The organism is Streptomyces sp. NBC_00459, assembly GCF_036013955.1.
GTDB lineage: Bacteria > Actinomycetota > Actinomycetes > Streptomycetales > Streptomycetaceae > Streptomyces.
Genome location: NZ_CP107903.1, coordinates 7,272,472 through 7,284,762 on the forward strand (window position 1 = coordinate 7,272,472; position 12,291 = coordinate 7,284,762).

The window sequence follows — 12,291 nt, forward strand, 5'->3', positions numbered from 1 at the left end:
CGGGGTGGGGCGGGGTCTCTGAGCAGGTGAGCAGGTGAGCAGGTGGTCAGGCGCGCAGGCGGAGGCCACGCGGGGTCGCGATGAAGCCCGCTCCTTCGAGGAGGGTGCCGAAGGGGGAGGTGAGGGCTGAGGCGCCGTTGACTCGCTCCACCGTGACCGTGCCCAGGGAACCCGCGCGTGCCGCCGCGGCTAGGGTTTCCGACGCCGCGCGCAGACGCTCGTCCTCGGTCGTCCGGGCGTCCGGTTCGGAGGGCCAGGCCAGCAGCGTCTTGCCGCCGCGCTCCATGTAGAGCGTCAGCTCCCCGTCGACCAGCACCACCAGTGAACCTGCCTTACGCCCCGGTTTGTGGCCGGCGCCGGTGGGGGGTTCGGGCCAGGGGAGTGCGGCACCGTACGCGTTCGCCGGGTCGGCGGCGGCGAGGACGACGGCGCGGGTGGCTCCGGAGGAGACGGCAGAGGGGGTGGGCGAGGCGCGGGACCAGGCGCTTCCGGCGAAGCCGTGGGCGGAGTCGCGGGTGTTCGGGACGGAGGGGGTGTGGGGGGACTCGGTGCTGAAGCCGAGGTCGAAGTCCTCCACGAAGGCGTGGCCGTGGCCCACGGGGGAGGTGGCGTCGACTGCGTCTGCCGTGCCGGTGCCGAAAGCCTGGGCGGGCCGGGAGTCGCCGCGGTCTCGGGAGTTCGCTGTCGCCCGGAGGCGGTCCACCGCGCCGTCCATGGCGAACTGGGCGGCGCCGAGGCCCTCCACCACGTAGCCGCGACGGGCCTGACCGCTGTCTTCGAAGGCGGAGAGAATGCGGTACACGGCTGAGAAGCCTCCCTCGACGCCCTCCGCCGAAACAGCTCCCCGGGTCACGACCCCATGGCGGTCGAGCAGAGTGCGTGCCAGGGCGTGGGCGCGGACGGTGGCGTCGGGCTCAGGTTCGGCGAGCAGGGACCAGCGGCCGGCCACGGTGGGTGGGCCGCTGCGCGAGGCGGGGCGGGCGGCGGCCGTCAACGAGCCGTATCTGCCGCGCGGGACGGCGCGCTTCGCCCGGTGTGCCGTCGAGCCCGCAGTTCGGCCCGAGCCGAGGAGCGCGCGCATCGGGGCGAGCGTGTCGTTCGTGAGACGGCCCGACCAGGCCAGGTCCCACACGGTGTCGGCCAGCTGGGGGTCCGTGGCGTCCGGGTGCGTGGTGGCGCGGACCTGGTCGGCGATCTGGCGGAAGAAGAGCCCGTAGCCCCCGGTCAGGGCGTCGAGGACGGACTGGTGGAGTGCGGTGGGCTCCAGGGGGTGGGGCGGTGGCAGGAGCAGCGGAGCCGTGTCCGCCAGGTACAGGGACACCCAGCCGTCCTTTCCGGGGAGGGCACCCGCCCCGGCCCAGACGATCTCCCCGGCTGCCGTGAGTTCGTCGAGCATCGCAGGGGCGTAGTTCGCCACCCGGGACGGCAGGACCAGCTTCTCCAGGGCGGATGCCGGTACGGAGGCGCCCTGCAGCTGCTCGACCGCGCGGACCAGTCCGTCGACGCCGCGCAGGCCGTGGCCCTTGCCGATGTGCTGCCACTGCGGCAGGAACTGGGCGAGCGCCGCGGGCGGCACCGGCTCCAGTTCGTGTCGCAGGGCGGCCAGGGAGCGGCGCCGGAGACGGCGCAGGACCGTCGCGTCGCACCACTCCTGGCCGATGCCGGCCGGGTGGAACTCTCCTTGTACGACGCGGCCGTTCGCCGCCAGACGCTGAAGCGCGCCCTCGGTGACGGCCACGCCCAGGCCGAAACGGGTGGCCGCCGTGGCCGAGGTGAACGGGCCGTGAGTGCGGGCGTGGCGGGCGAGCAGGTCGCCGAGCGGGTCCTTGACCGGCTCGGTGAAGGCCTCCGGGACGCCGACAGGCAACGCCGTACCGAGTGCGTCGCGCAGGCGGCCGGCGTCCTCGATCGCCGCCCAGTGGTCGGCGCCGCCGATACGGACCCGGATCGCGCGGCGGGCGCCGGCCAGTTCCGGGGCCCACCGCGGATCGGCGCCGCGCTCGGCCAGCTCGGCATCCGTGAGCGGGCCGAGCAGGCGCAGCAGGTCGGCGACGCTCTCGGCGTCCTTCGCGCGTCGGTCCTCGGTCAGCCACTGGAGTTCCCGCTCCAGCTCGGTCAGTACCTCGGCGTCGAGCAGTTCGCGCAGCTCCGCCTGGCCCAGCAGCTCGGCCAGCAGCCGCGAGTCCAGCGACAGGGCGGCGGCGCGCCGCTCGGCCAGCGGTGAGTCGCCCTCGTACAGGAACTGTGCGACGTACCCGAAGAGGAGAGAGCGGGCGAAGGGGGAGGGCTCGGGGGTGGTGACCTCGACCAGGCGCACTTTGCGGGACTCGATGTCGCCCATCAACTCCACGAGCCCGGGCACGTCGAAGACGTCCTGGAGGCACTCGCGGACCGCTTCGAGAACGATGGGGAACGATCCGAACTCGCTTGCCACCTGGAGCAGTTGGGAGGCGCGCTGGCGCTGCTGCCACAGGGGGGTGCGTTTGCCGGGGCTGCGGCGCGGGAGCAGCAGGGCGCGCGCGGCGCACTCGCGGAAGCGGGCCGCGAACAGGGCAGAGCCGCCGACCTGGTCGGTGACGATCTGATTGACCTCGCCCTTGTCGAAGGCGACGTCCGCGGCGCCCACGGGAGCCTTCTCGGCGTCGTACTCCATGCCGGTCTTCACCGGCTCCTGGTCCAGCAGGTCCAGGCTCATCAGATCGGCGTCCGGGAGGCGCAGCACGATCCCGTCGTCGGCGTGCATGACCTGCGCGTCCATGCCGTACCGCTCGGAGAGGCGGGCGCCGAGCGCCAGCGCCCACGGCGCGTGCACCTGGGCGCCGAAGGGGGAGTGGACGACGACCCGCCAGTCACCCAGTTCGTCGCGGAACTGCTCCACGACGATGGTCCGGTCGTCCGGGATGTGGCCGCAGGCCTCACGCTGTTCGGCCAGGTAGGAGAGCACGTTGCCGGCGGCCCAGGTGTCGAGGCCGGCGGCGAGGAGCCGGAGACGGGCGTCCTCCTCGGGCAGGGAACCGACCTCACGCAGGAACGCGCCCACCGCGCGGCCCAGTTCGAGCGGGCGGCCCAGCTGGTCGCCCTTCCAGAAGGGGAGGCGGCCGGGGACACCGGGAGCGGGGGACACCAGGACACGGTCGCGAGTGATGTCCTCGATGCGCCAGGAACTCGTGCCGAGCGTGAAGACGTCCCCCACGCGGGACTCGTACACCATCTCCTCGTCGAGCTCGCCGACCCGGCCGCCGCCCTTCTTCGGGTCGGCGCCGGCGAGGAAGACCCCGAACAGCCCGCGGTCGGGAATCGTGCCCCCCGAGGTGACGGCGAGTCGCTGCGCGCCAGGGCGGCCGGTCACGGTGCCTGCGACGCGGTCCCACACCACACGTGGGCGCAACTCCGCGAACGCGTCGGACGGATAGCGGCCCGCGAGCATGTCGAGGACCGCGGTGAACGCCGACTCAGGGAGGGAGGCGAAGGGCGCCGCCCGGCGGACCGTGGCCAGCAGGTCGTCGACCTGCCAGGTGTCCAGCGCGACCATCGCGACGAGCTGTTGGGCGAGGACGTCCAGGGGGTTGGCGGGGACCCGCAGGGACTCGATGGAACCGGTGCGCATGCGCTCGGTGACCACGGCCGCCTGGACGAGGTCACCCCGGTACTTGGGGAAGACGACGCCCGTGGAGACCGCGCCCACCTGGTGTCCGGCGCGGCCGACGCGCTGCAGCCCGGAGGCCACGGACGGGGGCGACTCGACCTGGATGACCAGGTCCACGGCTCCCATGTCGATGCCCAGTTCGAGGCTGGAGGTGGCCACCACGGCGGGCAGCCGGCCCGCCTTGAGATCCTCCTCGACGAGCGCGCGCTGCTCCTTGGAGACCGATCCGTGGTGGGCCCGGGCGATGACCGGAGGCGCGCCCTGGGCCGCGCCCGACCCGCCCATCAGCTCGGCGGGAGCGTGGTGTTCGGCGAGGGGCTCGCCGGTGGCCCGCTCGTACGCGATCTCGTTGAGCCGGTTGCACAGACGCTCCGCGAGGCGCCGGGAGTTGGCGAACACGATCGTCGAGCGGTGCGCCTGGACGAGATCTGCGATCCGCTCCTCGACGTGCGGCCAGATGGAGGGCCGTTCGGCCCCCTCGTTCGCGTCGGCGACCGGGGAGCCGCCCAGTTCGCCCAGGTCCTCCACCGGGACGACGACCGAGAGGTCGAACTCCTTGTCGGACTTGGGCTGGACGATCTCCACCTTGCGCTGGGGTGAGAGGTAGCGCGCGATCTCGTCGACGGGGCGGACGGTCGCCGAGAGGCCGATGCGGCGGGCGGGCCTCGGCAGCAGCTCGTCCAGCCGCTCCAGGGACAGCGCGAGATGCGCGCCGCGTTTGGTGCCCGCGACCGCGTGCACCTCGTCCAGGATCACCGTCTCCACGCCTGTCAGCGCGTCGCGCGCGGCCGACGTGAGCATCAGGAACAGCGACTCGGGGGTGGTGATCAGGATGTCCGGCGGGCGGGTGGCCAGGGCGCGGCGCTCGGCGGGAGGGGTGTCGCCGGAGCGGATGCCCACCTTGACCTCGGGCTCGGGCAGACCCAGGCGGACGGATTCCTGGCGGATGCCCGTGAGAGGACTGCGCAGGTTGCGTTCCACGTCGACCGCAAGGGCCTTGAGCGGTGACACATAGAGCACACGGCAGCGCTTGTGGGGGTCGGCCGGCGGGGGTGTCGAGGTGAGCCGGTCGAGTGCGGCGAGGAAAGCCGCCAGGGTCTTGCCGGAGCCGGTCGGGGCGACCACCAGCACGTCCGAGCCCTCACCGATGGCCGCCCACGCGCCGGCCTGGGCCGCGGTGGGCGCGGAGAAGGCCCCCGTGAACCAGCCGCGGGTCGCGGGGGAGAAGCCGTCGAGGGCTCGGTGTGCGGAGCTGACCATGCGTCCATCCTGCACCTCGGCACTGACAATTGCCCTGACCTGCGAGTTTGCCTCCGGCGGTGGGGCGGCGGGCGGGGCGGTGGTGAGTTGGCACGGTTGTGCGCGGGCTACCGGTCCGTGGTCATGCCTGCGGTTGTGCTGTGGTCGGGGCCGCGTCGGGGGTATCCGTCCTCGGGCGGGCGCGGAATCGGCTCTTCACCGACTTGGCGGTGTTGACGCGCCGGCCGCTGCGGGCGGACACCCCCGACACGTCCCCTTTTCGCCGTCCGCGGCTGCGGGTGCGTGGGGGTGCGCCGCCTCGGCGGGCTGAGTCTCCTTCGCGGAGAATGGGGGAATGGCGGGTTCGGGTGAGCGGGCTCGGCACTGGCAGTACGCGGAGTTGCCCGGTGTCGATCTTCTGCGTGCGCGGTACATCCACAAGACCTTTGTCCGGCACACGCACGAGAACTTCGTCATCGCCGCCATCACCGAAGGCGTGGAGGTCTTCCGTCATCGGGGCGACGACCAGTACGCGGGCTCGGGGGCGCTCGCGCTGGTCAATCCCGATACGCCGCACACGGGGCGCGCGGGGGTTCCCGAGGGGTGGCGGTACGGGGCTGTCTACCCGGCGCCCGAGGTGGTGGCCGAGATCGCCGCGGAGACCACGGTGATTCGGGGGACCCCGGGCTTTGTCGCTCCCGTGTTCGACGACCCGTACTCGGTCGCTCTCGTGCATGAGGTGCTGCGTGCGGCCGAGCAGGGCAACCCGTTGGCGGCCGACACACTGTTGCGGGTGGTGGTGACCCGGCTGCTCAGACTCAATGGCGGGGCCCTTCAGAAACGAGTGGTGCCCACGGCGGGCGGGCGGATCGCGGCACGCGCGCGTGCCGTGCTGGAGGAGACGATGGCCGGGCCGCCGACTCTGGAGAAACTCGCCACAGACCTGGGCACCAGTCCCTTCGCGCTGCTGCGGGCGTTCCGTGACACATACGGGTTGCCGCCGCACGCCTGGCTGACGGATGCGCGCGTGCGACGGGCGCGGCGGCTGCTTGACGCGGGTACCGCACCCGCCGACGCGGCAGTCGCCGTCGGCTTCACCGATCAGCCGCACCTCAACCGGCACTTCACCCGGATCGTGGGCGTGCCCCCGGGGGCGTACCAGCGTGAGCGCAAGAACGTACAAGACCCGACGGGGCACCTGCTCCTACCGTCCGACGGGTGACAGAACAGACAGCTCTCACAGACATACGTGGCGACGACGGAGGCAAGCCGGACGCAGCCGTCGTACGAGACGCCCTCGGAGTCGGGGTCGCCGTCGGACTGTCCGGGTTCGCCTTCGGGGTGACGTCGGTCGGCAGTGGGCTCACGCTTCTGCAGACCTGTGCGCTCAGCCTCCTGGTGTTCACCGGGGCCTCCCAGTTCGCGCTCGTGGGCGCGCTCGCGGCCGGCGGCAATCCGCTCACCGCGGCAGCGGGTGCCTTCTTCCTGGGGGTGCGCAACGCCTTCTACGGGCTCCGTCTGTCGCAGTTGTTGGCCCTCCCGCGCGCGGTGCGTCCGTTCGCGGCCCACTGGGTCATCGACGAGACCACGGCGGTCGCCCTGGCGCAGCCCACACGGCGCGGCGCCCGTATCGGGTTCGCCGTCACCGGACTCACCCTGTACGTGCTGTGGAACCTCACGACGCTGCTCGGCGGGCTCGGGGCCGAGGCCATCGGGGACACCGACGTCTGGGGTCTGGACGCCGCCGGGCCCGCAGTCTTCCTGGCGCTGCTCGCGCCGATGCTGAAGTCCGGTGTCGAGCGCGCTGTCGCGGGCCTCGCCGTGCTGCTGGGGCTCGGTCTGCTGCCCGTACTGCCGGCCGGCGTGCCGGTTCTGGTGGCCGCGCTCGCGGCGCCCGCCGTTCTCTGGGTACAGGGCCGTCGTGGGGCAAGGGACGAGAAGGGTGTGGACCGTTGAACGTCTGGATCGCGGTCGCTGCGACCGCCCTCGGCTGTTACGTCGTCAAGCTCCTCGGGCTCCTCGTGCCCGCCGGTGTCCTGGAGCGTCCGCTCGTCAGACGGCTGGCAGCCCTGCTCCCCGTGGCCCTCCTCGCCGCTCTCACGGCCCAGCAGGCCTTCGCCGACGGACGGGTGCTCGTCCTGGACGCGAAGGCCGCAGGGCTCGCCGCAGCCGCCGTGGCGCTGGTGCTGCGTGCTCCCTTCCTGCTCGTCGTCGCGGCGGCCGTAGCGGTGACGGCGGGGGTGCGGGCGATGACCGGCTGAGCGCCGGCCGCGCCCGTGCTCCCGGCGTCAGCCGATGGGACGGCCGTACGCCTTCAGGGTGCGCAGCGCCTCGACCGTCACCATGGGGCGTGCCTCCAGGGCGGTGCCCGGTGCCCACGCGCGCCAGCGGACGGGCCAGCCACCGTCCTCGCGCTGCTCGCTCGCGAGGAAGTCGAGGGAACGTGTCATCTCCTCGTCCGTGAACCACGCGCGCGCGAGTGAGCCGGGTGTCCTCGCGTAGTCGTACGGGAAGTGATGCTCGCCCGGGGCGTAGCCGGGCGACACCGGGGAGGCGTCGAGGTGCTCCGGGTCGAGTGCCACGAGCCGGTGCTCGCGTACCAGGCGGCCCAGCCGGTCGGCCGCCGCCTGCGCGCGTGAGCGGTCCGGGACCGAGTCCAGGAAGGCCACCGCGGCCTCCACCTCGTACGGATGGGACTTCTCCAGGGAGTCGACCGCCTGCCAGCAGAAGTCCGTGGCCCGGAACAGCCAGGCGTGCCACACCTCGTTGCGGTGCAGCAGGCCCACCACAGGGCCCGTGGCGAGGAGTTCACTCGGCGGGTCGGCGACGATCGACATGAACGGCGCCGCCGGATAGCCGCGTTGGCTGGGGTGGATCGCCGGCAGCGCGCCGTCCGGCGCCGAGACCGACGTCAGATAGCGGCACACGCGCTCCACCCGCTGCCCGCCGCAGCGCCCGATGGCGTCCAGGACGCGCAGTGCGTGCCCGGTGTGCAGGGGCTGGCTGACGGGGCCGCGCAGATCGGGTTCCAGCGCGTGGCCGTATCCGCCGTCCTCGTTGCGATAGGCGTCCAGCGCGGTCTCGACAGCGTCGGCGCCTCCGTTCAGGAAGTGGTACGCGAAGCGGCGCTGCTCCAGCACGCGCGCGGTGAGCCACACGAAGTGCTCGGCACGGAAGAGCGGGGAACGCGCGGGGGGCGTCTGGGGGAGTGGGGCTGCTCCTGTTTCGGCCATGCGTCAGACCGTAGGGCGCGGAGCGGTCCCGGCGAGCGGTCCCGGCATCGGCCCACCCTCAGGGGCGGGATACTGAAGTCATGCGGTTGACGGTCTTCTGGCAGCGGATGGCGGATCACTTCGGTTCGGGGTACGCCGACACGTTCGCGCGCGATCACGTGATGACGGAGCTCGGCGGACGGACCGTGCACGAGGCCCTGGACGCCGGCTGGGAGGCGAAGGACGTGTGGCGCGTGGTGTGCGCGGCCATGAACGTTCCCTCGGAGAACCGGTGAAATCACACTGAAACGGCGCTGTTCGGCCGCGTAGATCGCAGGGTGGCAACTGATTGTCGGTGGCGTGGGCGAGACTTGCTCCGTGGCATCCACAGACGAGACCGGACAGCTCGGACAACAGGCGTCCCCGTTCGGCACGACGCCGCCCGCACCCCCGGCCGGGTCCACCGCCGGGCAGAGCGCGCGCATGCCCCGCTGGCTGCCGCGCGCCATGATGCTGGCGCTCGCCCTCGTCGGCCTGTTCCAGTTGGGCAGTTGGGCCTTCCACGAGCTCACAGGCCTGTTGATCAACATCCTCATCGCGTTCTTCGCCGCGCTCGCGATCGAACCCGCGGTGAGCCGCATGTCGTCGCGCGGTATGCGCCGGGGACTGGCCACCTTCCTGGTCTTCATCGGCCTGCTCATCGCGATCGCCGGGTTCGTCACTCTGCTCGGCTCCATGCTCGCGGGCCAGATCATCAAGATCGTCGAGGACTTCCCGAACTATCTCGACTCCGTCATCAGCTGGATCAACGCGCACTTCAACACCGACCTGAAGCGGGTGGACGTCCAGGAGGGCCTGCTCCGCTCCGACTGGCTGCGCAGTTATGTACAGAACAGCGCCACCGGTGTCCTGGACCTCTCCGGCCAGGTGCTGGGCGGCCTCTTCCAACTGCTGATGATCACCCTGTTCGCGTTCTACTTCGCCGCCGACGGGCCGAGACTGCGCCGCGCGCTGTGCTCCGTACTGCCGCCCGCCCGGCAGGCCGAGGTGCTGCGCGCGTGGGAGATCGCCGTCGACAAGACCGGCGGTTATCTGTACTCGCGCGGCCTGATGGCACTGATCTCCGGGGTCGCCCACTACGTCCTGCTGGAGTTCCTGAGCGTGCCGTACGCGCCCGTGCTCGCCGTCTGGGTGGGGCTGGTGTCGCAGTTCATCCCGACCATCGGCACGTATCTCGCGGGAGCGCTGCCGATGCTGATCGCCTTCACCGTCGATCCCTGGTACGCGCTGTGGGTGCTGGTCTTCGTCGTGCTCTACCAGCAGTTCGAGAACTACGTGCTCCAGCCCAAGCTGACCGCGAAGACCGTGGACATCCACCCCGCGGTCGCCTTCGGTTCGGTCATCGCCGGCACCGCGCTGCTCGGCGCCGTGGGGGCGCTGATCGCCATCCCGGCGGTCGCCACGCTCCAGGCGTTCCTGGGGGCGTACGTGAAGCGGTACGACGTCACGGACGATCCTCGTGTCCAGGGGCACCGCAGCCGGGGCACGAGCATCCTCACGCGGCTGCGGAGTCTGTTGGAGGGGCGGCGGGGTGCCGACACCGAGGATTCGGGGCACTCCGCGGAGGCGTCCGAATCGGGGTCGGGGCGGGCCTCGGGGGAAGGCTCCACGCCCGCCTGAGCGGCGCCCGGGTCGTCGCGCCGGCGATGGATGGATGCCGTGTAGTCGTCCGGCCGTGTGACAGGCGTGCCCGGCACCGTTCTGTCCGGTCGTAGGCGCTCCGCGCCATGTGCCCCTGGGGTGTCGAACCCGACATCCGGGCCGTCGGCGTATCGCGAACCTAGTCTCGGAGGTGCCGAGTGTTGCGCTTGACACAAAAATCGAACATCCATTCTGATTGAGGTTCCGGCGAGGCTCTCGACGGGGATTTCGTCAGGGTTTTCATGGAGATGTGCCCGAGTTATCCACAGGCCGGACGGGCGTCGGGGCGCATTGTCAGTGGCAGGCGTTAGCGTCTTTGACGTGAAGCGATCGACTCAAGCAAACCGGGTGGAACCCATGGCAGGAACCGACCGCGAGAAGGCGTTGGACGCCGCACTCGCACAGATTGAACGGCAGTTCGGCAAGGGCGCAGTGATGCGCCTGGGCGAGCGACCGAATGAGCCCATCGAGGTCATCCCCACCGGGTCGACCGCGCTCGACGTCGCCCTCGGCGTCGGCGGGCTGCCGCGCGGCCGAGTAGTGGAGGTGTACGGCCCGGAGTCCTCCGGTAAGACGACCCTGACCCTGCACGCGGTGGCGAACGCGCAGAAGGCCGGCGGCCAGGTCGCCTTCGTGGACGCGGAGCACGCCCTCGACCCCGAGTACGCGAAGAAGCTCGGCGTCGACATCGACAACCTGATCCTGTCCCAGCCGGACAACGGCGAGCAGGCCCTGGAGATCGTGGACATGCTGGTCCGCTCCGGCGCCCTCGACCTCATCGTCATCGACTCCGTCGCCGCGCTCGTCCCGCGTGCGGAGATCGAGGGCGAGATGGGTGACTCGCACGTGGGTCTGCAGGCTCGTCTGATGAGCCAGGCGCTCCGCAAGATCACCGGTGCGCTGAGCCAGTCCGGGACCACCGCGATCTTCATCAACCAGCTCCGCGAGAAGATCGGCGTGATGTTCGGCTCGCCGGAGACCACGACCGGCGGCCGGGCGCTCAAGTTCTACGCCTCGGTGCGGCTCGACATCCGTCGCATCGAGACGCTGAAGGACGGCACCGACGCGGTCGGCAACCGCACCCGCGTGAAGGTCGTCAAGAACAAGGTCGCGCCGCCGTTCAAGCAGGCCGAGTTCGACATCCTCTACGGGCACGGCATCAGCCGCGAGGGCGGCCTGATCGACATGGGCGTGGAGAACGGCTTCGTCCGCAAGGCCGGTGCCTGGTACACGTACGAGGGCGACCAGCTCGGCCAGGGCAAGGAGAACGCGCGCAACTTCCTGAAGGACAACCCCGACCTCGCCAACGAGATCGAGAAGAAGATCCTGGAGAAGTTGGGTGTCGGTGTGAAGCCGGAGAAGCCCACCGCCGAGCCGGGCGCGGACGCGGCGGTCACGGTCGTCTCGGACGAGGCCGCGAAGACGGTGCCCGCCCCGGCGGCCAAGACCACCAAGGCCAAGGCCACGGCGGTCAAGAGCTAGCCCGCCGTGACACGACGAACCGACTGGGCCGAGTACGCCTACCCCGGTGCCTCGGAAGACCGGGGCGGCGGGGGCTCCGCCGGGGGCGGTGACAGCGCCTACGGAGATGCCGGGCCATACGGGGGTGGCCGCGGAACCCGTGAAGGCGACGGGGCGCACGAGGATGACGGAGACGCCGGACCGCGGCGCGGTGAGGGTCTGCCGGGGGGCGGCCGACGTCGCGGCGGCGGTTCTCCCGGAGCCGGTGGGCGCCGTGGCGGCGGTGCCCCGAGCGGTGGGAGCGGCCCGTACGGCGAAGGCGGCTCGCGCGGTGAGGACTCACGGGGCGAGGGCTCACGCGGTGGCCGTGGTCGTCGTCGGCAGCGTGGCTTCGGCGAGTCGGGCGGCGACCCACAGGACGGAGGTTCCGTCTCCTCGTCGAGGGCCGAGAAGGCGGAGCAGCCGGCGGATCCGGCTGAGCGGGCGCGGGCGATCTGTCTGCGCCTGCTCACCGGGACCCCGCGCACGCGGAAGCAGCTCGCGGACGCCCTGCGCAAGCGCGAGATCCCGGACGAGGCAGCCGAGGAGGTGCTGTCGCGGTTCGAGGAGGTCGGACTGATCAACGACAGCGCGTTCGCGGACGCCTGGGTCGAGTCCCGCCACCACGGCCGGGGACTGGCCCGGCGGGCACTCGTACAGGAACTGCGTACAAAGGGCGTGGACGCGACGCTCATCGACGAGGCTGTCGGGCAGCTCGACTCCGAGCAGGAGGAGACGACCGCGCGTGAACTCGTCGCCCGCAGGCTGCGTGCGACACGCGGTCTCGACCGCGACAAGCGGTTGCGACGCCTCGCGGGAATGCTCGCCCGTAAGGGCTACCCGCAGGGCATGGCCCTGCGGGTCGTACGGCAGGCCCTGGAAGAGGAGGGCGAGGACACCGAGTTCCTTGCGGACGAGGAGTTCTGAGCCCGGTGGTGCCGGAGGTTCGGCCGTCCCGAGAGGCAGTTGTCCGCTCGGGAGGTCCGTGTCCCC

At 71.6% G+C, this 12,291-nt stretch carries 9 protein-coding genes; 7 read left to right on the top strand and 2 right to left on the bottom strand.

Going from position 1 to position 12,291, the window contains the following annotated elements; translation table 11 throughout:
- Positions 1–46: 46 nt before the first annotated feature.
- Entirely contained in the window at positions 47–4,906 is a 4,860-nt protein-coding gene (locus tag OHN74_RS32225; RefSeq protein WP_327698071.1) for an ATP-dependent helicase, read from the bottom strand.
- A 334-nt stretch (positions 4,907–5,240) separates the two neighbouring features.
- On the opposite strand from OHN74_RS32225, the gene OHN74_RS32230 reads away from it, so the two are divergent.
- The 3 genes from OHN74_RS32230 to OHN74_RS32240 are packed head-to-tail and all read left to right on the top strand — an operon-like array spanning position 5,241 to position 7,146.
- The gene (locus tag OHN74_RS32230) at positions 5,241–6,107 is read left to right on the top strand and encodes an AraC family transcriptional regulator (RefSeq protein WP_327698072.1); all 867 of its coding nucleotides are present in this window, start codon (positions 5,241–5,243) and stop codon (positions 6,105–6,107) included.
- The gene (locus OHN74_RS32235; protein WP_327698073.1) at positions 6,104–6,841 is read left to right on the top strand and encodes an AzlC family ABC transporter permease; all 738 of its coding nucleotides are present in this window, start codon (positions 6,104–6,106) and stop codon (positions 6,839–6,841) included. The genes OHN74_RS32230 and OHN74_RS32235 overlap by 4 nt, the downstream gene beginning before the upstream one ends.
- Positions 6,838–7,146, top strand: coding sequence for an AzlD domain-containing protein (locus OHN74_RS32240; RefSeq protein WP_327698074.1), 309 nt, complete (start codon positions 6,838–6,840; stop codon positions 7,144–7,146). Before OHN74_RS32235 ends, OHN74_RS32240 begins: the two co-directional genes overlap by 4 nt.
- A 27-nt stretch (positions 7,147–7,173) precedes the next feature.
- On the opposite strand, the gene OHN74_RS32245 is transcribed toward OHN74_RS32240, so the two are convergent.
- Positions 7,174–8,118 carry a hypothetical protein gene (locus OHN74_RS32245; RefSeq protein WP_327698075.1) on the bottom strand — a complete coding sequence of 315 codons (945 nt, stop codon included), beginning with the start codon at positions 8,116–8,118 and terminating at the stop codon, positions 7,174–7,176.
- An 80-nt stretch (positions 8,119–8,198) separates the two neighbouring features.
- Between OHN74_RS32245 and OHN74_RS32250 the strand changes: the two genes are divergently transcribed.
- From OHN74_RS32250 to recX, 4 genes are all read left to right on the top strand, one after another.
- Complete coding sequence (locus OHN74_RS32250; protein ID WP_327698076.1) at positions 8,199–8,393, top strand: DUF3046 domain-containing protein; 195 nt, start codon at positions 8,199–8,201, stop codon at positions 8,391–8,393.
- Between the two features lie 82 nt (positions 8,394–8,475).
- The gene (locus tag OHN74_RS32255; RefSeq protein WP_327698077.1) at positions 8,476–9,777 is read left to right on the top strand and encodes an AI-2E family transporter; all 1,302 of its coding nucleotides are present in this window, start codon (positions 8,476–8,478) and stop codon (positions 9,775–9,777) included.
- A 378-nt stretch (positions 9,778–10,155) separates the two neighbouring features.
- A complete protein-coding gene (recA, locus tag OHN74_RS32260; RefSeq protein WP_327698078.1) occupies positions 10,156–11,280 on the top strand; it encodes a recombinase RecA in 1,125 nt (374 codons plus the stop codon).
- 6 nt (positions 11,281–11,286) lie between these two features.
- Positions 11,287–12,225 carry a recombination regulator RecX gene (gene recX, locus OHN74_RS32265; protein ID WP_327698079.1) on the top strand — a complete coding sequence of 313 codons (939 nt, stop codon included), beginning with the start codon at positions 11,287–11,289 and terminating at the stop codon, positions 12,223–12,225.
- Positions 12,226–12,291: the final 66 nt, after the last annotated feature.